Annotated in this window: 20 protein-coding genes; 13 read left to right on the plus strand and 7 right to left on the minus strand. The window is 65.7% G+C overall.

The genetic code is table 11. The annotated features are described in order from the left end of the window. The first annotated feature begins 3 nt into the window (after positions 1 to 3). The 3 genes from J2T47_RS27680 (at position 4) to J2T47_RS27690 (ending at position 3,023) form a co-directional block, all read left to right on the plus strand. Entirely contained in the window at positions 4 to 1,107 is a 1,104-nt protein-coding gene (locus J2T47_RS27680; RefSeq protein WP_253453759.1) for an ABC transporter permease, read from the plus strand. A 68-nt stretch (positions 1,108 to 1,175) separates the two neighbouring features. Beyond that, the gene (locus J2T47_RS27685) at positions 1,176 to 1,484 is read left to right on the plus strand and encodes a hypothetical protein (protein WP_192223148.1); all 309 of its coding nucleotides are present in this window, start codon (positions 1,176 to 1,178) and stop codon (positions 1,482 to 1,484) included. 45 nt (positions 1,485 to 1,529) lie between these two features. Beyond that, entirely contained in the window at positions 1,530 to 3,023 is a 1,494-nt protein-coding gene (locus J2T47_RS27690) for an efflux transporter outer membrane subunit (RefSeq protein WP_253453761.1), read from the plus strand. A 2-nt stretch (positions 3,024 to 3,025) separates the two neighbouring features. Here the strand turns inward: J2T47_RS27690 and J2T47_RS27695 are convergent, their stop codons facing one another. Further along, positions 3,026 to 3,646, minus strand: coding sequence for an eCIS core domain-containing protein (locus J2T47_RS27695; RefSeq protein WP_253453764.1), 621 nt, complete (start codon positions 3,644 to 3,646; stop codon positions 3,026 to 3,028). Between J2T47_RS27695 and J2T47_RS29295 the strand changes: the two genes are divergently transcribed. The 4 genes from J2T47_RS29295 to J2T47_RS27710 all read left to right on the plus strand — a co-directional run bounded on the left by J2T47_RS29295 (position 3,645) and on the right by J2T47_RS27710 (position 5,820). Continuing rightward, the gene (locus tag J2T47_RS29295) at positions 3,645 to 3,776 is read left to right on the plus strand and encodes a hypothetical protein (RefSeq protein ID WP_301295710.1); all 132 of its coding nucleotides are present in this window, start codon (positions 3,645 to 3,647) and stop codon (positions 3,774 to 3,776) included. The two genes, J2T47_RS27695 and J2T47_RS29295, sit on opposite strands and share 2 nt — an antisense overlap. A 141-nt stretch (positions 3,777 to 3,917) precedes the next feature. Next, a complete protein-coding gene (locus tag J2T47_RS27700; RefSeq protein WP_253453766.1) occupies positions 3,918 to 4,334 on the plus strand; it encodes a YybH family protein in 417 nt (138 codons plus the stop codon). Further along, entirely contained in the window at positions 4,331 to 4,822 is a 492-nt protein-coding gene (locus J2T47_RS27705; protein WP_253453768.1) for an AAA family ATPase, read from the plus strand. Before J2T47_RS27700 ends, J2T47_RS27705 begins: the two co-directional genes overlap by 4 nt. Before the next feature lie 59 nt (positions 4,823 to 4,881). Further along, positions 4,882 to 5,820 (plus strand): class I SAM-dependent methyltransferase, encoded by a 939-nt coding sequence (locus J2T47_RS27710; RefSeq protein WP_253453770.1) that lies wholly within the window; start codon positions 4,882 to 4,884, stop codon positions 5,818 to 5,820. A 188-nt stretch (positions 5,821 to 6,008) separates the two neighbouring features. Here J2T47_RS27710 and J2T47_RS27715 read toward each other — a convergent pair whose 3' ends face one another. The 6 genes from J2T47_RS27715 to J2T47_RS27740 form a co-directional block, all read right to left on the minus strand. Continuing rightward, positions 6,009 to 8,366, minus strand: a complete 2,358-nt coding sequence (locus J2T47_RS27715; protein ID WP_253453772.1) for a T6SS phospholipase effector Tle1-like catalytic domain-containing protein — start codon at positions 8,364 to 8,366, stop codon at positions 6,009 to 6,011. Then, the gene (locus tag J2T47_RS27720; RefSeq protein WP_437181022.1) at positions 8,354 to 8,905 is read right to left on the minus strand and encodes a DUF3304 domain-containing protein; all 552 of its coding nucleotides are present in this window, start codon (positions 8,903 to 8,905) and stop codon (positions 8,354 to 8,356) included. The genes J2T47_RS27715 and J2T47_RS27720 overlap by 13 nt, the downstream gene beginning before the upstream one ends. Before the next feature lie 96 nt (positions 8,906 to 9,001). Further along, a complete protein-coding gene (locus J2T47_RS27725) occupies positions 9,002 to 9,517 on the minus strand; it encodes a DUF3304 domain-containing protein (RefSeq protein WP_437181020.1) in 516 nt (171 codons plus the stop codon). Between the two features lie 131 nt (positions 9,518 to 9,648). After that, on the minus strand, positions 9,649 to 10,164 hold the full coding sequence (locus J2T47_RS27730) for a DUF3304 domain-containing protein (protein ID WP_253453779.1): 516 nt from the start codon (positions 10,162 to 10,164) through the stop codon (positions 9,649 to 9,651). 87 nt (positions 10,165 to 10,251) lie between these two features. Further along, on the minus strand, positions 10,252 to 11,019 hold the full coding sequence (locus tag J2T47_RS27735) for a DUF4123 domain-containing protein (protein WP_253453781.1): 768 nt from the start codon (positions 11,017 to 11,019) through the stop codon (positions 10,252 to 10,254). A gap of 100 nt (positions 11,020 to 11,119) precedes the next feature. Continuing rightward, positions 11,120 to 11,662 carry a sterol desaturase family protein gene (locus J2T47_RS27740; protein WP_253453783.1) on the minus strand — a complete coding sequence of 181 codons (543 nt, stop codon included), beginning with the start codon at positions 11,660 to 11,662 and terminating at the stop codon, positions 11,120 to 11,122. A gap of 294 nt (positions 11,663 to 11,956) precedes the next feature. Here J2T47_RS27740 and J2T47_RS27745 point away from each other — a divergent pair, with 294 nt between their 5' ends. The 6 genes from J2T47_RS27745 to J2T47_RS27770 all read left to right on the plus strand — a co-directional run bounded on the left by J2T47_RS27745 (position 11,957) and on the right by J2T47_RS27770 (position 22,978). After that, on the plus strand, positions 11,957 to 13,606 hold the full coding sequence (locus J2T47_RS27745) for a VRR-NUC domain-containing protein (RefSeq protein WP_253453785.1): 1,650 nt from the start codon (positions 11,957 to 11,959) through the stop codon (positions 13,604 to 13,606). Continuing rightward, positions 13,603 to 15,918 carry an ATP-dependent DNA helicase gene (locus tag J2T47_RS27750; RefSeq protein ID WP_253453787.1) on the plus strand — a complete coding sequence of 772 codons (2,316 nt, stop codon included), beginning with the start codon at positions 13,603 to 13,605 and terminating at the stop codon, positions 15,916 to 15,918. Before J2T47_RS27745 ends, J2T47_RS27750 begins: the two co-directional genes overlap by 4 nt. A gap of 664 nt (positions 15,919 to 16,582) precedes the next feature. Continuing rightward, entirely contained in the window at positions 16,583 to 17,197 is a 615-nt protein-coding gene (imuA, locus tag J2T47_RS27755; RefSeq protein ID WP_253453789.1) for a translesion DNA synthesis-associated protein ImuA, read from the plus strand. 7 nt (positions 17,198 to 17,204) lie between these two features. Then, positions 17,205 to 18,614: a Y-family DNA polymerase gene (locus J2T47_RS27760; protein ID WP_253453791.1), complete on the plus strand. Its 1,410-nt coding sequence runs from the start codon at positions 17,205 to 17,207 to the stop codon at positions 18,612 to 18,614. After that, on the plus strand, positions 18,611 to 21,697 hold the full coding sequence (locus J2T47_RS27765; RefSeq protein ID WP_253453793.1) for an error-prone DNA polymerase: 3,087 nt from the start codon (positions 18,611 to 18,613) through the stop codon (positions 21,695 to 21,697). Before J2T47_RS27760 ends, J2T47_RS27765 begins: the two co-directional genes overlap by 4 nt. Before the next feature lie 345 nt (positions 21,698 to 22,042). Next, on the plus strand, positions 22,043 to 22,978 hold the full coding sequence (locus tag J2T47_RS27770) for a LysR family transcriptional regulator (protein ID WP_253453795.1): 936 nt from the start codon (positions 22,043 to 22,045) through the stop codon (positions 22,976 to 22,978). The last annotated feature ends 52 nt before the right edge of the window (positions 22,979 to 23,030 follow it).

Raw genomic sequence — 23,030 nt, forward strand, 5'->3', positions numbered from 1 at the left:
CCCATGGAATTTCTCTGGCGCATCCTCAACCTGTGGCGCAAGGAACTGCTGGTGATCCTCAAGGACCCGGCCAACCGCATCGTGCTGGTGGCGCCGGTACTGATGCAGAGCGTGCTGTTCGGCTACGCGGTGACCTTCGACCTCAACGACGCGCCCTACGCCATCCTCGACCTGAGCCACAGCGAATCCTCCACCCAGCTCGCCTCGCGCCTGGACGGCAGCGGCATCTTCCACCGGGTGGCAACGCTGACCCGCGTGGAGGAAATCCAGACGGTGATCGACGAGCAGAAGGCGCTGCTGGTGATCCACATCCCCTCGGACTTCCAGACCCGCCTGGCGCAGGGCGACCCGGCGCCGATCCAGGTCATCCTCGACGGGCGCAACTCCAACACCGCCGGCTCCGCCGCCGCCGGGCTGGCGGTGGTGGTTCAGCAGTTCAACCAGGAACAGGGCCTGGCTGCGGCGCCCATCAGCGTCGTCAGCCGCTCCTGGTACAACCCCAACCTGGAAACCCGCTGGCCGTTGATCCCCGCGCTGATCGCCACCCTGAGCATGATGCAGACGCTGATGCTCACCGCGCTCTCGGTGGCCCGCGAACGCGAACAGGGCACCTTCGACCAGTTGCTGGTGACGCCCTACACGCCGCTGGAAATCATGCTCGGCAAGGCCATCCCGCCCCTGCTGATCGGCATGCTGCAGGCCACGCTGGTCCTGCTGATGGCGCTGTTCTGGTTCCGAATACCCATGGCCGGCTCGCTGCTCAACCTCTATGGCGGGCTGACGGTATTCACCATCGCCTGCGTCGGGCTGGGCATGTCGATCAGCGCGGTGTCGCTGAACATGCAGCAGGCGATGCTCTACACCTTCGTGCTGATCATGCCGCTGACGCTGCTCTCCGGCCTCGCCACGCCGGTGCGCAACATGCCCGAGTTCCTGCAGATGGTGACCTACGCCAACCCGCTGCGCTTCGGCATCGACCTGATCCAGCGCGTCTACCTCGAAGGCGCGACTCTGGCCGATGTCTGGCACAACCTGATTCCCATGCTGGTGGTGGCCGGCGTCACCCTGCCGCTCGCCTCGTGGCTGTTCCGCCACCGGCTTGCGTAGTCGATCACTGGAGATGTCCCCGCGATGCAATACCCTGACCCGGAACCCCACTTCAGAAGCCGCCGCCCATGAGCGAAACCAGCCAGTTCATCGTCTTCGCCGTCACCCAACTCGCCCTGCCGTTCGGGCTGGGCTACCTGTACTGCCGCCGCAAGGGCATCCCGACCGACACCTGGCGGGCCGGCGGCATCTACCTGATCGCCCTGTCGCTGGCGATGCTGTTCTTCATCGGCCTGCTCGGTCTGCCGACCCATGTGAAGAACGTCGGCATGGTCAGCAACCGCTCCATGGGCCTGACGCTGGGCCTCGTCGGCATTGCCGCAGGCCTGCTGCTGGGCTACGTCGCACGGCGTTTCGAGGGCTCGTCCGATGACTAGCGCCCGGCGAATCTGAAAAGGTGCAATTCTGAAAAGGTGCCATCGATGAACCGCACGTCTCGCCTCGTCTCCCTCGCCCTGCTCGGCACCGGCCTCGCCGGCTGCGCGGTCGGGCCCGACTATGAAGCGCCGCAGCCCCGGACGCCGGCCAGCTGGCAGGCCGCGCATGCCGGCGACGCGCAGCTGCATCCGGCACAGGGCAATGTGCGCCTTGGCGAAGACTGGTGGACGCTGTTCAACGACCCGGTGCTGAACAACCTGCAGCGCCGTGCCGACAAGGCCAGCCCCGATCTCAACAGCGCCGTGCTGCGCTTCGCCCAGAGCCGCATGCAGCGGCAGATGGTGGCGGCCCAGCGTGGCGTCGACGTCAACGCCTCCGGCGGCGTGACCCGCCAGCGCATGAGCGAGAACGGCGCCAACGCGCTGATGATCGAGCGTATCGCCCCCGGTGCGGACAGCAGTGAGATCAGCAAGGTGCTGGCCGAGCCCTTCACCCTCTACCAGGCCGGCTTCGACGCCTCCTGGGAGCCGGACCTGTGGGGCCGCGTGAGCCGCTCCATCGAGGCCGCCGACGCCAGCGTGGCGGCGCAGCAGGCGATGTTCGAGGAAACCCGCCTGGGCGTTTCGGCGGAACTGGCCCGCGCCTACTTCGAGCTGCGCGGCGTGCAGCAGCAGATCGCCGTGGCCAACCAGGACATCAGCGCCACCGAGCAATCCCTGCAGCTGATCCAGGTACGCGCCGACGGCGGACTGGTGGACGACTTCGACGTCGAACGCCAGCGCGGCCAGCTCGCCGACCTGCGCTCCAGCCTGCCGCAGTTGCTCGCCAGCGAGAGCGCGGCGATCAACCAGATCGGCGTACTGATCGGCGCCGAGCCGGGCAGCCTGCGCGACGACCTTGAACCCGTTGCTCAAAGCGCCCCGCAAACGCCGGACCTCAGTCTCGGCCTTCCTTCGGAAGTGGCCCGTCGCCGCCCGGATATCCGCGCCGCCGAGGCCCAGCTGCACGCTGCCACCGCCAACATCGGCGTGGCAGTGGCCGACCTCTACCCGTCCATCCGCCTGGGCGCCAAGTTCGGCTACGAGTCGGCGGACGACGGCAAGTTCAGCGACTGGGGCAGCCGCACCTGGAGCGTCGGCCCGAGCCTGTCGCTGCCGATCTTCGACAACGGCCGGCGGCGCTCGCAGATCAACCTGCGCAAGCTGGAACAGCAGGAAGCCGCGGTGTCCTACCAGCAGACCGTGCTCAAGGCCTGGCAGGAAGTGGACGACGCCCTCAGCCACTACGGCGCCGAACGCCAGCGCAACCAGCGCCTGCAGGAAAAACTGCACAGCAGCGACGTCGCCTACGGCATGGCCAGGGCGCGCTATGCCGGCGGCATGACCGACTTCCTGGTGGAGCTGGACGCCCAGCGCGCCTACCTGCAAGCGCGCCGCGACCTGGTGGACAGCGATACCCAGCTGCGCCTGACGCTGATCGCCCTGTGCAAGGCGCTCGGCGGCGGCACGCCGGCGCCGGAGGCCAGCGCCAGCCGTTGAGGTCAGTTCTGCTGCGCGGTGATCTTGCCGTCGCGCAGGTCCTTGGCGACCCGCCGCTGCATCTCGTAGGCCGGCGCCTCCACCGCGTCGAAGTCCTCGGAATAGCGCGTGGCGAAGCCTTGCACGCCCCACTCCTGGTACTGCTTCACGTGCCACAGCTCGTGGGCCCAGAGGGCGACATCCTTCTGCGCGTCTTCCTCGCGGCGGAAGACGATCACGTCCACCAGCGTAACGGCCTCGGTATCGGGGTTCTGCATGATCGCCTGGGCAGCGTTCAGCTCGTCCAGCGCGCCGGTGGAATAGCGCGCGGCCATCAGCACGTCGTCGGCAAAGTACGGCTGCAACTGGGCACGGATCTCCAGCGGGATCGGCTCGGTGCCGCCCTGCGCCGCCTGATCGCGGGATTGCTGCAGCCACACGCCCAGCGCCTGGGCAGCCATCTTGCGGGTATCCGACAGCACCGGGCCGAGCACCGCACCCAGGTCCGGCAGGCAGGTGCAGGTGTCCAGGCAGACCTGGCGCTGCCCCGGCGGGCAGGTCGCGGCAAGGGCATCGACGGACGCGGCCAACCCGGCGAGCAGCGCCAGAGCGCGCAGGAGGCGGGTTGCAAGGAGGGATGGCATGAAAGGATTCCGCGACAGATTGGAGAAAGACACGATGCTCAGACAGTGGCGCGGCGCGATCATGCCATGCCGCCAGCAAAAAAGAGCGCTGGCGCGACGTATGAAACTTCTGATAGCTTCTGAAGCATGAATGCCGCCAACCGCACCTTCCAGCCGATTATTACCACCATCGCTCCGATGGTGGGTTAGCGCATTCCGCGAACAACCAAACCCGCCTCCCGGCGGGTTTTTTAATGCCCGCCGTCCGAGGCTCCCGATCGAGGAGACACTGATGGACCAGGCACCTTCCCCTACGCTTTCCGCGGCACCGCACCCCCTGCAAGCGCTTATCCAGGCCGCCGACGAGGCGATCGGCCGCGAGGATTTCGACGCACTGCTCGGGTTCTACAGCGAAGACGCCCTGCTGGTGGTCAAGCCCGGCCTGCTGGCGCGCGGCAAGGCGCAGATCCGCCAGGCCTTCGTCGCCATCGCCGAGCACTTCGGGCACAACCTGCGGGTGCGCCAGGGGCGCCTGGAAATCCTCGAAACCGGCGACACCGCCCTGGTGGTCGCACAGACCCTGCTCGACACCAGCCACGGCAAGCTGAGCCGTCGCGCCACCTACGTGTTCCGCCGTGATGCCAACGGCGCCTGGCTTTGCGCGGTCGACAATTCCTATGGCACCGACCTGCTGGAGGCCACCCCATGAGCACACAGACAGGCACGCTGCACCTGCTGTGCGGCAAGGCGGCGTCAGGCAAGTCCTGCCTGGCCCGCGAACTGGCCGAGGCGCCGGGCACCGTGATGCTGGCCGAGGAACAGTGGCTGGCCGAGCTGTTCCCCTGGGGCATCAGCAATCCCGATGACTACCAGCTCTACGCCCGCCGCGTGCGCAAGGTCATGGGCCCGCACGTGGTCGGCCTGCTGCGCGCTGGCACCAGCGTGGTGCTGGACATCCCCGCCAACACTCTGGCCGATCGCCGCTGGCTGATCGACCTGGCGCAGCAGGCCGGCGCGGCGCACTGCCTGCATTTTCTCGATATCGACCCGGCCACCTGCCGCAACCGCCTGCTGGCGCGCCACGCCGTCGCCCCGCTGGCCGCGCCGCTGGACCCGGCCGGCTACGAGGCGCTCAATCGCTACTTCGTCGCCCCGCGCCCGGAGGAAAAACTGCAGGTGCAGCGCCATGGCGCCTGAGCGCGTAGAATCGCCGCCCCGAATTGCTCCCATCGCCTGAATTCAGAAAGCCCGGATAGATGAACACCGAAGCCATCGCCACCCTGCGCGAGCAACTGCTCACCGCCCTCAACCCCGCCCCTGCGGAAACCCGCCGCCTGTTCCATGGCCGCGGCCGCCGCTGGCCGGGGCTGGAGCAGCTCACCGCCGACTGGCTGGAAGGCGTGCTGCTGGTGTCGCTGTTCCGCGAGCCAGCCGAGGATGAGCTGGCTGCACTGCGAGCGATGCTGCTGGAGCTGGCGCAAGGCGACATCTGGCGCGCCAGCGGCGCCCGCAGCCTGATGCTGCAGCACCGCTACACCCTGGAAAGCTCCATGGAAGTGCTCCACGGCGAGGCCTTCGACGGCTGGCAGATCAGCGAACACGGCCTGCGCTACCAGCTGGACCTGGGCCGCAAGCAGAACAACGGCCTGTTCCTCGACATGCGCTACGGCCGCCAGTGGGTGCAGGCCAACTCCGCAGGCCTGCGTGTGCTCAACCTGTTCGCCTACACCTGCGGCTTCTCCGTGGCGGCGATGGCCGGCGGCGCGCAGAAGGTGGTCAACCTCGACATGGCCCGCGCCGCGCTCAGCCGGGGCCGCGACAACCACCGCCTGAACGGCCACGACCTGTCCAGGGTGAGCTTCCTCGACCACGACCTGTTCAAGTCCTGGGGCAAGGTGAAGAAATCCGGCCCGTACGACCTGATCATCATCGACCCGCCGAGCTTCCAGAAAGGCAGCTTCGTCCTCGACAAGGACTACGCCCGCGTCCTGCGCCGCCTGCCGGAATTGCTGGACGGCGCCGGCACCGTACTGGCCTGCGTCAACGACCCGGGCGTGGGCGTCGACTTCCTGCTCCAGGGCATGGCCGCCGAGGCGCCGCAGCTGCGCTTCATCGAGCGCCTGGAAAACCCGCCGGAGTTCGCCGACATCGAGGAAGACAGCGGCTTGAAGGCGCTGGTGTTCCGGTTGGATTGATCCACCGTTTTACCGCTGCATGACGCAAGAACGGCGGATAACCGTGAACGGTTATTCGCCCTACGAACGAGTGCTCCGACTGAATCACCCGTAGGGCGCTTAACGCCTACGGCGTTATCCGCCACGTCACCGCACCAAGGCACCAATATGGCGGATAACCGTGAACGGTTATTCGCTCTGCTGGGTCATCAACGCAGCGTCTCCTGCGCAAGCTCGAACAGACTGCCCGTCTGCCGCAGGTACTCACGGCTGCGCGCCATGCGCGCGGCATAGTCTTCCACGGCGATACGGCGCTTCAGCTGCGCCGCTACCGCACCAATATGGTCGGTGGGTTTGAGCAGCTCGGCGGCATCCGGCAGGAAGGGCAAGGCCAGGCCGGTGGTCTTGTCGATCACCTGATAGGTGACGCCCGCCAGCAGCACGCCAGCCGCTGCCCCGGTCACCCCAGCGGCGGCGGCCTTCAGGGCGTTGCCGCGCATCAGGCGGATGCCGTACACCGTCACCCCGGCGATCATCGTCAACCCGATCAGCTTGCCGGCCGCCATCACCAGCGTCATCCGCCGGCTGCTGTCGCCGCCGAAATAGACCATCCGGTAGAAGAAGTAGCCGCCCCACATCTCCCGCGACTTCAGCTTGTCGTGCATGAACCAGGCGCGCGAGTCGTGCACCTGGTCATCGAACAGCGCCACCACCAGCGCCAAGGTCGGGTCACTGGTGGGCATCCCCCAGTCATTGAGGAACAGCTTCCGGCAACATTGCTCACCGGCCAGCTTGATCTCCTCATGGTCGCGTTGCTCGTCATCGTCGTTGAGCAGGTAGATGGTGTCGCGCAGCCACACATCGAGGAGTTCGCCATACCCGCTGGTCTGCTCGCGCTTCTCCCCCGAGTAGTCGTAGCGGAACTCCTCGGCGGCCTGGCCCATCTGCGTCTGGTCCACCTGCGGCTCGTAGATCGGCGGGCCGGGATGATTGGTTGCCTCCGCAGGGCGCAGTACGCGCGCATCCCGCGACTTGCGCAGCTTTTCTTCATACTCCGCCCTGTCGTTCTTGATCCGCTCGTCATCGTGCTGCACCGCCAGGGTGTAGAACGGCTGGGTCTTGTAGCTGCCGTTGGCGAAGCGGCCGATGCGCCAGCCGGTGATCCAGTACAGCTGCCGGGCCAGCACCTGCTCCAGCGTCAGGTTCAGCGGCTGCGCCTTGTACTCCCAGGGCGGTGTGTCGGGCGGCACGGTGGTCACACCCGGCACGGTGTGGCGCCAGGCGTTGAAGCGTTCGATGACTTGATCGCCGATAAAGAACTCATCTCGTGTGCCTGGCTCCATCGCCCGCCATGAGCGCTCACATTGCAATCTCGCAGGCAACATACCCTCCGGCACCTGCAGCGGTGCTCCAGCCGCAAATGCCTCGGCGTACATGTCATGCAGGACGATCTGCGAGAGCAACTCTTTGGAACCACCCCGCGCCTTGCCTTGTTCACCCACCTGATAGCCGCCGCCCACATCCGAATGCACGCCGGGGTAGACCACCTCCTCGACCATCGTCGGGTACTCGCCCTCCTCGTTGCGCAACGAATCCAGCGGGAAGCACGAACGCTGCTCATGGGCGGCCACAAAGTGCCGGCAGCGCCTGACAAAGCCGGGCAGCTTGTCCTCGCTGGGCAGCAATTGCGTATCGTCGGCCCAGTCCATATGCCCGGCGAACAGCGGCGCCACATGGGCAATGCCCACCGAGGCCACGGTATCCATCAGCCCGAGGAACTCCACGCTGACCGGCAGGCCGATCAGCTTCTGCTCGGGCTTGTCCGCCCCCTCGGGCGTGTCGAACAACTCGCTCAACCAGTTGACAAAGGTCCGCGCCTCCGCCGCCCCGCGGGAGAAGCCGTACACATACAACTTCACCGCCAGCGGTTTGGGCTGAGGAGGCTTGGTCTCCAACAGCACCTTCAAATCGCTCAGCAGATCACCCATGACCTTCCGCCGACGCCCGCCCCCCAGCGCAATCATCAGTGGGGCGGGATAGGTGGCCATGCTTTCCACCGCCTTGGCCCTGGCTTCCGTCGTGATGACCCGTTGTTGATCGATGGCATAGGTCAAGGCATGGGCCACCGAGACCAAAGCCCAGTTGATGCGATTTTCGCCCCCAGTAGCGAACCTCAGCCCATCGTCGCTGTAATCGAACTCACCAATTTCCGGGAAAGCCGTGCCGACACCCGGCATGTAGTAGGAAAAATGTCCACCATCCGAAGCCTCCTTACCTCGCATGGAAGCATGGAAAAGCCGCGCGATATTGGTCGGATGCCCGGCATTGGTATCATTGTTGTCATTGTTATTGGTGCCGTCGAAAAACAGGCTGATGTGCAAGGTATGGCAGCACGCCGACCATCGCCGGCAACCGTGTTCATCCCGGCTTTGCTTGTAAACACTCTCTTCCCTGGTTTGTTGGTAATAATTCTCCAGCACCACCTGAGTCGTGCCCGGTAAACGCCCACCCACCGGAAATACCGGTGGCGCGGACACCTTGGCTGCCTTGGAGTTTATTTCGGACATGACGCTGGCTCCTTCATATGCAAAGGTTCCTTGATGGGATTATTCGGTGAGCCATAGCCCCAACAGGCGGTCGTTACCTTGACCTGATTGCAGGGCAGGAAATGAACTTCCAGGTCACAGGTTTCAGTCCCTGACCATTCTGGAATCTCCACACTAGCTTTATGGAACTGATAATTCTTCTTATGCTTGGCATACGCAGACTCGTAGTTGGGGTCCGTAAACTCAGGGAGCTTCGCCCATCTATCCGGATCAACTTCCCACTCAATATTGGCAACCAAGCCGGGCCGCCACTTGGCAGGAAGAACAACACAACAGCTATATCCCCCACCGCCGTCCGCCCGATAACCATTCACGGATAACCAGTTGATCGCCGTCCCTTCCATATGATTGACCGCTTGTATATTCCCTGCCGCCACTTCCTCTTTTGCCGAAGAGCAACCCAACAGGGTCAATGCCGCCAATCCACAAAACCATTGCCACGTTCGCTTTGAAATCCTGACCACTTCAAATTCCCTCTTATCAACAATCGGGCCCTGCATGAAAAACCACTGTTTGCAGTGTTTTTTCATGCAAGGCCAAACGGCAAACACCCACAGGGAATGCCGGTGGCGCGGACACCTTGGCTGCCTTGGAATTTATTTCGGGCATGACGCTGGGTCCTTCATATGCAAAGGTTCCTTAATAGGATTATTTGGCGAGCCATATCCCCAGCAAGAGGTGGTAACTTTTATCTGACCACAAGGGAGAAAATGCACCTTCAAGCCACAACGCTCCGTACCAGGCCACTCTGGAATCTCTACACTGACCTTATGAAGTTGATAATTGGCTCTATGCTTTGCCATGAAATCTCTGAACTCATCTGTCCCTAATGGCGGAGTAGGGCCATAAGCATCTGGATCAACCTCCCATTCAATATTGGCAATCAGGCCGGGGCGCCATTTGATTGGCATGACGATGCAACACGAATCGCCTCCTCCGCCATCAGCGCGATACCCATTGACCGATAACCAATTAATAGCCGTCCCGTCCACATGATTGATGGCGGAAATATTTCCAGCAGCCGCCTCCTCCTTGGCCGAAGAGCAACCCAACAATGTCAATTCCGCCAACCCACAAAACCATTGCCACGTTCGCCTTGAAATCCTGACCACTTCAATTCCCTCTTATCATCAGTCGGGCCTTGCATGAAAAAGCACTGCGCGCAGTGCTTTTTCATCTAGGGCCAAACGGCAACCCCCCACCGGGAATACCGGTGGCGCGGACACCTTGGCTGCCTTGGAATTTATTTCGGGCATGATGCAGGCTCCTTCATTTCAAGAGGCTCCTTGATCGGATTATTTGGCGAACCGTATCCCCAGCAGGAAGTCGTTACCTTGACTTTATTGCAAGGCAGAAAGTGGACTTTCAAATCACAAGTTTCGGTCCCAGGCCATTCTGGAATTTCCACACTGGCACTGTGGTGTTGATAATTTGCAGCGTGCCTTGCATACGCCGCCTGAAACTCACTGGATGTAACAGATGGCAACTTTACCGATGTATCAGGGTCCATTTCCCACTCAATATTGGCAATCAAGCCGGGCCGCCAGTGGGTAGGCAAGATAACGCAACACTGCCGCCCCCCACCGCCCGAAGCCCGATAACCATTGACGGAAAACCAGTTAATGGCCGTACCCTCCACATGATTCACCGCCGCAATATTCCCTGCCGCCACTTCCTCCTTGGCCGAAGAGCAACCCAACAATGTCAATGTCGCCAAACCACAAAACCATTGCCATGTTCGCTTTGAAATCCTGACCACTTCAAATTCCCTCCCTTCAACAATCTGGCCTTGTATGAAAGTTCTGCGCTCAAATGAGCAAACTTATTATTTCGCGCGCTTAATAGATCATTCCTTCCTCGCTAACTGCTGCATCACGTAGTCGGGAAACATTCCGAAGTCGTTGGCTGCACTTTTCTCGCGGGCCAGCGCATGCAGCGCGGCGAAACGCTGCTCCAGGCTGTCGCCCAATGAGGCAAAGCGCTGGTCATCGAGGAGCTGGTTCGCATCGCTGATGCAGCCGATCAGTTCGTACTGCGCATCGGTGACCCTCAAGACCGGGGGCAATTCGCCCCCCATTTGCCGGGGATGGCAGTCGCCCTTCAGCCACCACTGCTGACCGTCGCGGTCGAGCCAGCCCCAGAAGTTGGCGGTTTGCAGGAATGGGGCGCTCTGCTCATCGGTAAGAATGCCGCTGAGCAGTTCGGGAAATATCCTTGGATCGTAAAAGCGCAGAATTCCCCCACACCCACCCAATTCCATTTGCAGCAGTGCTGTCAGCCGCTGGCTCAACGCTTCGAACGGCAAGGGCGAGAGCAGCAGCATCAGGCGCGACTCCAGCCGCCAGCCTTCGAACAGATCCTCCAGCAGGGCTTTGTGCTGCCATGTTTGAAGATCCATGCGCATGAGCAACGGTGCCTGTTGCAGCAAGTGCTCTTCCGGCGTGCCGGTGAACAGGGAATACCAGGGCATCGCGGGATGAATACGCGGCACCAGGGCGTAGGGGGGATATCCCCATACGCCGCCTGTCTGGTCCAGGATCACGTCGATATAAGGCTGGCCAAGCTCCGTGGCCGCTTGTTGAAGCTGCTCATACCAATGTTTGAACGCGTCCATTCTTGAATCTCCTGGCTCCCTGGCAATGGGAGCAATTGGCTCTTTCGCTGAAACGGCGTCTTGAATTCCCGGCGTGCAAGCCGCCGAAATCGATGGAATGTCATTGCTTCGCCTCAAGCCGCTCCGCCACTTCAGGAACCTGCGCGATATAGGTGCCAAACACGAAGTCCCACAGCGGCGAAGAGACCCCGAAGTTCTTTTCGATGCCCTTGATGTGGTGCAGGTCGTGGTTGGCCACCAGGTGCGGGATGAAGCGATAAGCCCAGTGGCTGGGCCGGTGCATGACGTAGTGCAGGGCGATGTAGAGGAAGTAGCCGATCACCAGGCCAGCGAAGGCGGACGTCAGCTGGGTGAGCCAGGCCAGAAGCAGGAGGCCGGCGTAGACCGCGCTGGTTTTCCAGCTGGAGATGCCGATGTAGTCCAGCGGGTCCAGGTGGTGGGTCCAGTGCTCGCGGCGGTAGAGGGAGTGGAACAGGAAGCGATGAACCAGGTATTCCAGCAGCGACCAGACCAACAGGCCCGCCAATAGCTGGCCAAAGTGGATCGGGCCGAGGCAGAGCGCGATGAGGATGAACAGCGGAGCGGTGAAGAAATCGAGGAAGTAGGCCAGCGCAGACATCTTCCATTGGTTCGAGGCGGCCATGGGCAACCATCCGTTGTTGCGCCCGTTGGGCAGGAACGGGCAACGCTAACAGTTGGGTATCAGGTTGGAGGCAGGGAGATTTCCCCTAGGGCGCAGGTAAAGTTCCGGGGTGATCTGCGATTTGGGTGTAGGTCGGGTCATGTGGTCGCCTTTGCGGTTCGCGAGCAAGAACTGGGCGTCCCCCTCGCTCCTACAGAAAAGCCCGACTTCTCCCGATGAAAGGCCGAACCAACCCTTGCGGCCAGGCCCCCATCACGCCATCCTTGCCACTGTATGTAAAACCAGTGCCAACCGATGTCCGTGCCGCTCGACCCCAACCTCTACTACCTGACCAACTTCCACCGCGCCCTCGACTGGATCGACGAACGCTACGCCGACCTGCTCGACGCCGAGGAAGCCCGGTTCATCGCCGACTTCCGCGAGCTGCCGTTGCCCTCGCGGGCGCTGCTGGTGCGGCTGGTCATGCGCAAGGGGCCGCACTTTCGCGCCGGCAAGCTGAGCTACGCGGAGATCGGCGACATCCCCAGCGCTGCCGCGCCGCTGCTGGAGCTGGGCTGGCTGGACGATGCTTGTCCTCTGGCGCTGGAGGAACTGCTGCCGCTGCTGCTCAAGGACGAACTGCTCGCGCGCTTCCGCGCCGACCTGCCGCGCGGCGCGCTGAAGAAGGCCGAGCTCTACGAGCACCTGCACGCCTACCACGGTCAGGTGCAGCCTTTCGCCGGCTGGTACCCGGACCTCGACCAGCTCTACACACTGATGGCGACGCCACTCTGCGACCGCTTGCGCCTGCTGTTCTTCGGCAATCTGCAGCAGGACTGGTCCGAGTTCGTCCTCGCCGACCTCGGCATCTTCCGCTACGAAACCGTCCCCTTCACCGCCGACTCCCGCGCCTTCCGCTGTCGGGACGACCTGGAGGCCTACATCCACCTGTGGAACGGCGCGGTGCGCTTCGAAACCGGCGAGCCCATCGCCGAGCTGCTGGCCGAGCTGGGCGACTTCCGCAGCGACAACCCCTACCTGCAAGCCCGCCACGGCCGCCTGCTGTACCGCATGGCCTACCAGCTGGAGCGCGAAGGCGAACTGGACGCTGCCCTGGCGCTGTACCAGTGCACCGTAGCCGGGGGCTCACGGCAGCGGCAGATTCGCGTGCTGGAACGCCTGCAACGCTTCGAGGAGGCCCACGCCCTGGTGCAAGCCGCCCTGGCCGCGCCGGAGAGCGACGGCGAGCTGCAACTGGTCGAGCGCGCGCTGAGCCGGCTGGTCCGCCAGCTCGGCCTGCCGAAGGAAAAAACCGCCAAGCCCGCGCCGCCGTTGCGCATCGACCTGGAGCTGCCGCGCCCGGACGTCAACGTCGAGTTCGCCGTACAGGCCGTGCTTAATGAGAACGAGGCCCCGGTGCACTATGTGGAGAACGCACTGGTCTGCAGCCTGTTCGGCCTGCTCTGCTGGGACGTGATCTTCGCCCCGTTGCCCGGCGCCTTCTTCCACCCCTTCCAGGCCGGGCCGAGCGACCTCAACCGCAGCGACTTCGTCAGCCGCCGCGCCGAAGCCTTCGGCGCACGCCTGGCGCTGCTGGACAGCGATGCCTATCTCGCGGCGATCCGCGCAACCTGGGCCGCCAAGTCCGGCATCCTCTCGCCCTTCGTGCACTGGGAGCTATTGGACGAGAACCTGCTGGAGCAGGCCCTGCACTGCCTGCCGGCGGCGCACCTGAAGCTGTGGTTCGAGCGCCTGCTGGCCGACCCCAGGGCCAACCGCGCCGGCATGCCCGACCTGATCCAGTTCTGGCCCGCCGAGGCGCGCTACCGGATGATCGAGGTGAAAGGCCCCGGCGACCGCCTGCAGGACAACCAGAAGCGCTGGCTGGCCTTCTGCGCCGAGCACGGCATGCCGGTGGAAGTCTGCTACGTGCGCTGGCAGGGCGAGGCGGACGAGGCCGAATGAGCTACGCCATCGCCGTGCGCGCGCTGTGCGAATTCACCGCCAAGGAAGGTGACCTCGACCTGCGCTTCACCCCCGCGCCCACCGCCCAGGAAGGCATGGCCGGGCACGCCACGGTGGTCTCCCGGCGCGGGCTGGGCTACATCGCCGAATTGCCGTTGCGCGGCGAATATCCGGGGCTGGTGGTCAGCGGCCGCGCCGACGGCTACGACCCGAACGAAAACCTGCTGGAAGAGATCAAGACCCACCGCGGCGACGTCGCGCGCATCCCGCAGAACCACCGGCTGCTGCACTGGGCGCAGGTGAAGGTGTACGGCTGGCTGCTGTGCCAGACCCTGGAGATCGACACCATCGATCTGGCCGTCGTCTACTTCAACGTCATCACCCAGAAGGAAACCGAGTTCCGCGAGCGCTTCGCCGCCGCCGAGCTGCGCGCCTTCTTCGAGCTGCAATGCCAGCGCTTCGTAAAGTGGGCCGAGCAGGAAAGCGCCCACCGAATCGAACGCGACCAGGGGCTTGAGGCGCTGCGCTTCCCCTACGCCGATTTCCGCCAGGGCCAGCGCATGCTCGCCGAGTCGGTCTACCGCGCCGCCCGCGACGGCCAGACGCTGATGGCGCAGGCCACCACCGGCATCGGCAAGACCCTCGGCACGCTGTTCCCGCAGCTCAAGGCCTTCCCCGGCCAGCAGCTGGACCGATTGTTCTTCCTCACCGCCAAGACTCCCGGCCGGCGCCTGGCGCTGGACGCCCTCGCCACTTTGCGCCAGCAGGAGGCCGCGCAGCCGCTGCGGGTGCTGGAGCACGTCGCCCGCGACAAGGCCTGCGAGCACCCGGACAAATCCTGCCACGGCGAATCCTGCCCGCTGGCCAAGGGTTTCTACGACCGCCTGCCCGCCGCCCGCGAGGCCGCGCTCAAGCAGTGCTGGCTGACCCAGGAAGCGGTGCGCCAGGTGGCGCTGGAGCACCAGGTCTGCCCCTACTACCTGAGTCAGGAGTTGTGCCGCTGGTCCGACGTGGTGGTGGGCGACTACAACTACTACTTCGACATGACCGCCCTGCTCTACGGCCTCACCGTGCTCAACGACTGGAAGGTCACCCTGCTGGTGGACGAGGCGCACAACCTCATCGAGCGTGGGCGCGGCATGTACAGCGCCGAGCTGGACCAGGGCGAGTTCAACGCCCTGCGCAAGGTCGCACCGGCCAAGCTGAAAAGCGCGCTGGAACGCGTCGGCCGGCACTGGAACCAGCTGCATCAGGACCAGGATGTCGATTACCAGATCTACCCGACCATCCCCGACCTGTTCATCGCCGCGCTGCAGAAGGCCGTCAGCGCCATCACCGACCACCTCACCGACCAGCCCACCGGCAACGAGGCCGAGCTGCTGAGCTTCTACCTCGACGCCATGCTGTTCTGCCGGCTGGCCGAGGCCTACGGGCCGCACTCGCTGTTCGACATCACCCGCCACGACGTCAGCGCGCGCCGCGTGCTCTCGACCCTGTGCCTGCGCAACGTGGTGCCGGCGCCCTTCCTCGCCGAACGCTTCAAGGTGGCCCACAGCACCACGCTGTTCTCCGCCACCCTGACCCCGGCGCACTACTACGCCGACCTGCTCGGCCTGCCCGAAGACACCGGCTGGCGCGAGGTGGAATCGCCCTTCCACGCCGAACAGCTGGAAGTCCACGCGCTGAGCAACCTGTCCACCCGCTACCAGCACCGCGAGGCCAGCCTCACGCCGATCAGCACCCTGATGGCCCGGCAGTTCCGCGCGCGCCCCGGCAACTACCTGGCCTTCTTCAGCAGCTACGCCTACCTGCAGCAGGCACTGGAGCGCTTCACCGCCGAGCACCCGGACATCCCGCACTGGGCTCAGTCGCGCAGCATGAACGAACTGGAACGCCAGGCCTTCCTCGACCGCTTCACCACTTCCTCGCGCGGCATCGGCTTCGCCGTGCTTGGCGGCGCCTTCGGCGAGGGCATCGACCTGCCGGGCGAGCGCCTGATCGGCGCCTTCATCGCCACGCTGGGCCTGCCCCAGGTGAACGAGGTCAACGAGGAGATCAAGCAGCGCATGCAGGGGATGTTCGGCGACGGCTACGACTACACCTACCTGTTCCCCGGCTTGCAGAAGGTCGTGCAGGCGGCCGGGCGGGTGATTCGTACGCCGACGGACTCGGGGGTGATCTACCTGCTCGACGACCGCTTCAACCAGCCGGCGGTGCGGAAGTTGCTGCCGGGGTGGTGGAAGCCGGAACGGCTGAAGTTCATCGCCGATCCGCCTCGGTTCAAGGCGCCGCAGGGGTATCTGTTGTTGTAACCCTCGCAGGCGGAAATCCCTTTTGATCTTGTGCCGTGCGGTTCGCGAGCAAGCTCGCTCCTACGAAGAGCGACGCTCTGGCTCTGGCTTTTGAAGACTTCCAGAGAAATACCCGCGCACGCCGAATGCCCCGTTCAGGAGGCCTCGTTGAAGCGGAGTTTCGGGGGTTGAGCGACAGGGATGTCGCGAGAGCGGCGATGGGCCAGGGATGGCCCTTCGACGCGTGCCCCTGAAACTGCACTTCAACGAGGGTATTTTTCGCCTAAGCGAAAAACCGGATGTCCGGGGCAAGCCTTTTGGTTACTTTTCGGGGGGCGGCCTTCCGTCGTTTGGAAAAGTAACTCGCCCGAGGGGGCGAAACACGGAGTTCACGCGTACGCAGAAGCGACGCAGAAATACCCAAGCCAACGCAGCAATACAGGATCAACATCGGAGCGGAGCGGAGGAAGGCGTCGACCCTGCCGACAGATCGCGGGCATGGCCCGCTCCTACAGTGAGCCCCAACGTCCGTCAGTCCAACCACCATTGACGGCACCATCCCACCGGATAAACTGTATATCCATACAGTTTATCCGAGCCATCCCATGCGCCTCCACCCCATTTCCCTCCCCCGGCCCTCTCGCCGGGCGCATGACCGTCGCCGCTTGCCGGCCGGGAGGCCGTGATGGGCAGCGTGGTCGCGCTCGACACCCTGTTTCACCAGCGGCAGGTCTGGAAGGGCCAGCCCCAGGGCCTGCCGCCCAGCCAGCAGCCCACCGGCCACGCGGTGCTGGACGCCGCCCTGCCCAGCGGCGGCTGGCCGGAAGCGGCGCTCAGCGAAATCCTCCTGGCCGCCGAAGGCACCGGCGAGCTGCAACTGGTCTGGCCGACCCTGGCGCGGCTCAGCGCAGCAGGCGAACGCATCGTACTGGTCGCGCCTCCCCATGTACCCTACCCGGCTGCCTGGCAGGCTGCCGGCGTCTCAATCGATCAATTGGCCATCGTCCAGGCGACCGGCCGCGATGCGCTCTGGGCTGCCGAACAGTGCCTGCGCTCGGGCAGCTGCGGCGCCGTACTGTGCTGGCCGCAGCAGGCCGACGACCGTGCCCTGCGCCGTCTGCAAGTCGCCGCCGAAACCGGGCAGACCCTGGCCATCGCCTACCGCTCACAGCGCGAGGCACTCAACCCGTCGCCCGCCGCGTTGCGTCTGGCGCTGGACGCCAACCCGGCGCAGCTGCGCGTGCTCAAGTGCCGCGGCGGCCTGGCGCCGGCGCGGCCCATCGCGCTGCCCTGGCACTGAGGCCGCCATGCTCTGGGCCTGCATTCTCCTGCCGCAACTGGCGATGGACGGCGTGCTGCGCGGCCGTCCCGAGCCGGACGCCGCCCTGGCACTGCTCGCCGGGCCGCCCCAGCGCCGCGTGCTGCAGGCGGTGAACCCGGCCGCGCGGGCGCTGGGCCTCAAGCCCGGCCAGTCGCTCACCGCCGCCCAGGCGCTGAGCCGCGACTTCGCCAGCGCCGAATACGACCTGCGCGAAGTGCAGCGCTGGCAGAACCTGCTGGCCGCCTGGGCCTATGGCTTCAGTTCGCAGGTCAGCCAGCACTACCCGCGTGCGCTGCTGCTGGAGGTGCAGTCCAGCCTGCAACTGTTCGGTCCCTGGCCGCGCTTCGAGGCGCGCCTGCGCGAGGAGTTGAACGGGCTGGGCTTCCGCCACCGCATCACCGCCGCGCCCAACCCGGCCGCCGCGCGCATCCTCGCCAACGGCCACGACGGCCTGGCGATCCACGACAACCAGCAGCTGCGCCAGTACCTGGGCCGGATGCCGCTGGAGCGCCTGGGCCTGGAGCGCGACGCCGCCACCTCGCTGGGGCGCATGGGCCTGCGCAGCCTGCAGCAACTGCTCGCCCTGCCCCGCGAGAGCCTGGCCCGGCGCTTTCCGCCACAGGTGCTGCGGCAGGTCGACACCCTGCTCGGCCAGCGCCCGCTGGCCCTGGAGTTCTACCGGCCGCCGGACCGCTTCGAGTCGCGCATCGAGCTGAACTTCGACGTGGAATCCACCCAGGCGCTGCTGTTCCCGCTGCGCCGCCTGACCGCCGACCTCGCCGCCTTCCTCGCCGGGCGCGACAGCGGTGTGCAGCGTTTCGTCCTGCACCTGGAGCACCACGAAGGCAGCGACACGCAGATGCCGGTCGGCCTGCTCAGCGCCGAGCGCGAGGCAGCGATGCTCTTCGAACTGACCCGTGGCCGCCTGGAGCAGCTGCAACTGCGCGCGCCGGTGCACAGTGTGCGGCTGCTGGCCGACGACCTGCCGCCCTTCGTCCCGCAGCACCGCGAGCTGTTCGACGACCGCCCGCAGCAATCGCTGCCCTGGGAACAGCTGCGCGAACGCCTGCGCGCGCGACTGGGTGACGACGCCGTACACAGCCTCGGCGGCCGCGCCGACCATCGTCCGGAGCGCGCCTGGCAAGGCAGCTCCACACCGCTTCAGGCCATCACCGAAGCCCCGCGCCCCGGCTGGCTGCTGGCCGAGCCCCAACCGCTGCGCGAGTTCGCCCCGGCCCTGCTGGCCGGCCCCGAGCGCATCGAGTCCGGCTGGTGGGACGGCGAGGACATCCGCCGCGACTACTATCAGGTGCGCACCCGCAGCGGCCAGCGCGCCTGGGTGTTCCGCCCGGTGGGTGGCGACGGCCCTCTGCTGCTGCACGGCTGGTTTGCATGAGCGCGTCGGCCGAAGGCATCGGCTATGCCGAGCTGCACTGCCTGTCCAACTTCAGCTTCCAGCGCGGCGCCTCCAGCGCCGACGAGCTGTTCGCGAGGGCGAAAAAACACGGCTACCAGGCGCTGGCAATCACCGACGAATGCAGCCTGGCCGGCATCGTCCGCGCCTGGCAGGCGGCGAAGACGCACGAGATCGCGCTGATCACCGGCAGCGAGCTGAGCATCGAGCAAGGCCCGAAACTGGTGCTGCTGGCCGAGAACCTGGCCGGCTACGAGAACCTCTGCCGCCTGCTCACCCACGCCCGCCGCCGCGCCGAGAAAGGCAGCTATCGCCTGGTGCGCGCGGACTTCGACGGCAACCTCGAGCATCTGCTGGCGATCTGGCTGCCGCGAGACGACAAGGACGACGACGGCCTCTGGCTGCGCGGGCTGTTCCCCGAGCGCCTGTGGCTGGGCATCGAGTTGCACAAGGGCCCGGACGACACCGGCAAGCTGCGTCGCCTGCAGGAACAGGCCGCACGCCTGGAGATTCCCGCCGTGGCCTGCGGCGACGTACACATGCACGCCCGCGGTCGCCGCGCCCTGCAGGACTGCATGACCGCCATCCGCCAGCACCTGCCGGTACACGAGGCCGGCCAGCACCTCTACCCCAATGGCGAACGCCATCTGCGGCCGCGGGAGGCGCTGGCGGCGATCTACCCGGCCGGGCTGCTGGCGGAGACACTGAAGATCGCAGGGCGCTGCTCCTTCGACCTTGATCACCTCGATTACCAATACCCACGCGAGCTGGTGCCCGAAGGCCATACACCGACCACCTGGTTGCGCGAGAAGACCGAGGAAGGCATCCGGCGCCGCTGGCCGGATGGGGTCAGTGACGAAAATCGCGCGAAGGTCGAGAAAGAACTGGGGCTGATCGCCGAGCTGAAGTACGACAGCTACTTCCTCACCGTCCACGACATAGTCGCCTTCGCCCGCCGCCAGAGCATCCTCTGCCAGGGACGCGGCTCGGCGGCCAACTCGGTGGTCTGCTTCGCTCTGGGTATCACCGAGCTGGACCCGTCCACCTCCGAGCTGCTGTTCGAACGCTTCATCTCCCGCGAGCGCAACGAGCCGCCGGACATCGACGTCGACTTCGAGCACGACCGCCGCGAGGAAGTCATTCAGTACGTGTTCCAGCGCTACGGCCGCAGCCGCGCCGCGCTCACCGCCGTGGCCAGCACCTACCGCGGCGCCGGCGCGGTGCGCGACGTGGCCAAGGCGCTGGGCCTGCCGCCGGACCAGGTCGGCGCGCTGGCCGACTGCTGCGGCGCCTGGAGCCGCGAAGCGCCGCCGCCCGAGCGCCTGCTGGAGGCCGGCTTCGACCCGGAAAGCCCGATCCTGCGCCGCGTGCTGGCCCTGACCGGGCAACTGGTCGGCTTCCCCCGGCACCTGTCGCAGCACCCCGGCGGCTTCGTCATCTCCCAGCAGCCGCTGGAAACCCTGGTGCCGGTGGAGAACGCGGCAATGCCCGAGCGCACCCTGATCCAGTGGGACAAGGACGACCTCGACGCCGTCGGCCTGCTCAAGGTCGACGTGCTCGCCCTCGGCATGCTCAGTGCCCTGCGCCGCTGCTTCGATCTCGTAGAACGCTATCGCGGGGAACGCTTCACGCTGGCCTCGCTGCCGCAGGAGTGTGTGAAGACCTACGAAATGATCAGCCGCGCGGACACCGTGGGCGTGTTCCAGATCGAGTCCCGCGCGCAGATGGCCATGCTGCCGCGACTCAAGCCCAGGACCTTCTACGACCTGGTGATCGAGGTGGCCATCGTCCGCCCCGGGCCGATCCAGGGCGACATGGTCCACCCGTACCTGCGGCGGCGGAACAAGGAGGAGCCGGTCGACTATCCCTCCGAGGAGCTCAAGCCAGTGTTCGAGCGCACCCTCGGCGTGCCGCTGTTCCAGGAACAGGTGATGCAGCTGGCGATCATCGCCGCCGAGTACACCCCCGGCGAGGCCGACCACCTGCGCCGCTCCATGGCCGCCTGGAAACGCCACGGCGGTCTGGAACCGCACCGTCAGCGGCTGTTCGAGCGCATGACCGCCAAGGGCTACCCGCAGGAATACATCGCGCGCATCTTCGAGCAGATCAAGGGCTTCGGCAGCTACGGCTTCCCCGAATCCCACGCCGCCAGCTTCGCCCTGCTCACCTACGCCAGCTGCTGGCTGAAATGCCACGAGCCGGCGGCCTTCACCTGCGCGCTGATCAATAGCTGGCCCATGGGTTTCTACAGTCCCGACCAGCTACTGCAGGACGCCCGCCGTCATGGCCTGGAGATTCGCCCGGTGGATGTGCGCCACAGTCACTGGGACTGCACCCTGGAGCCTGTCGCCCAACGCCAGCCGGCGATCCGCCTCGGCCTGCGCATGGTGCGCGGGCTGCGCGAGGAAGTCGCCAATGCCATCGCCCGGGCACGCGAACAACGCCCCTTCGCCGATGTCGCCGACCTCTGTCTGCGCGCCCATCTGGACGGCCGCGCCCGCGAACAGCTGGCCGACGCCGGCGCCCTGCGCGGCCTTGCCGGTCATCGGCACAAGGCACGCTGGGCGATTGCCGGGGTCGAGCCGCAACTGCCGCTGTTCGCCGGCCAGGCCACCGAGGAAGCGCCGATCAGCCTGCCGCTGCCCAGCCGCGGCGAAGACCTGCTCACCGATTACGCGACCCTCGGCACCACCCTCGGCCCGCACCCCATGACCCTACTGCGCGGCGCCCTCAAGGCGCGTCGCTGCCGCAGCTCGCGGGAACTGGCCACACTGGAAACCGGCCGCCCAGTACGCGTCGCCGGCCTGGTGGTCGGCCGCCAGCGTCCCGGCACCGCCAGCGGCGTCACCTTCGTCACCCTGGAAGACGAATTCGGCATGGTCAACGTGATCGTCTGGCGCGACCTCGCCGAACAGCAGCGCCGCCCCTTCCTCAGCGCCCGCCTGATGCAGGTGGACGGCACCCTGGAAGCCAAGGACGGCGTGCGCCATGTGATCGCCGGGCGGCTGACGGATCTGAGCGAGTTGCTGGAAGGCCTGGATGTGCGGAGCCGGGATTTCCATTGATGCACTCTTTGCAGCACCAAGCGGTTCGCGAGCAAGCTCGCTCCTACAGGTTCGGGTTTGTACCGCGCGCTCTTCGTAGGAGCGAGCTTGCTCGCGAACACATCTGACGCCGACGCTGCCGGCGAAATACGGATAACGCCCTACATGATTCCATCCTGATGCTTAAGCGCTGGGCTGTCGCAGGCATGGCCAGCTCCTACAGGCCGGCTGGAGACTGCCCATGTAGGAGCGGGCCATGCCCGCGAAAAGCGGACAAAGTCCGCACTGACATGCCACGCCAGCCCGCACTGGTGCACCACCCCGAACAACGCCACAATGCCCCCGCACTCCAGCATCGGGCCCAGCATGATCACCCTCCGCCACATCGAAGTCTTCCGCGCGGTCATGACCACCGGCAGCGTCACCCGCGCGGCGGCGTTCCTGCATACCAGCCAGCCCACCGTCAGCCGCGAGCTGGCCAGGCTGGAGCAACTGGTCGGCTTCGAGCTGTTCCTGCGCGAGCGCGGGCGGTTGGCGCCGACGGCGCGCGCATTGATGCTGTTCGAGGAGGTGGAGCGCTCCTTCACCGGGCTGGACCGCATTGTCGCCTTCGCCGACAGCCTCGGGCAGTTCGCCGAGGGCAAGTTCTCCATCGGCTGCCTGCCGGCGCTGACCCAGGCGCTGCTGCCGGAAGCCTGCAAGCGCTTCAGCCGGGAGAACCCGGCGATCAGCCTGGAAGTGGCGGCGCTCGAATCACCGCACCTGGAAGAGGCGCTCAGCGCGCAGCACCACGACATCGGCCTGATCGAGAACGACGACGCCCCGCGCGGCACCGAGCTGCAGCCGCTGCTGGCGGTGGACGAGGTATGCATCCTCCCGGACGGCCATCCGCTGCTGGCCCGCGAGCGCCTGGAGGCGGCGGACTTCGCCGGCCAGCCCTTCGTCAGCCTGGCCACCAGCGACCGCTACCGGCATCTGATCGACGCCGTGTTCCTCGGCGCCGGCGTGCAGCGGCAGATGCAGGTGGAAACCCACAGCGCCGTCTCGGTATGCAGCATGGTCCGCGCCGGCCTGGGCCTGGCCGTGGTCAACCCGATCACCGCGCTGATGTTCCAGGGCCAGGGCATCCAGTTGCGCCCGCTGGCCTTCTCGCTGCCGTTCCAGGTCAGCGTGGCGAAACCGCTTTACCGCCCCGCTACGCCGCTGCGCGAGCGCTTCGTGGCGGCACTCCAGGCAGAGGCCGGCGTACTGGTGCAGCGCCTGCGCGAAGCCGGCGTGGGCTGCACCCTATATCAAAATTGAATTGACCCAATAACAAGCGGCATTATTCAGCTCCGTAAATGGCCGGTAGACT

Source organism: Pseudomonas nitroreducens, assembly GCF_024170165.1.
GTDB lineage: Bacteria > Pseudomonadota > Gammaproteobacteria > Pseudomonadales > Pseudomonadaceae > Pseudomonas > Pseudomonas nitroreducens_C.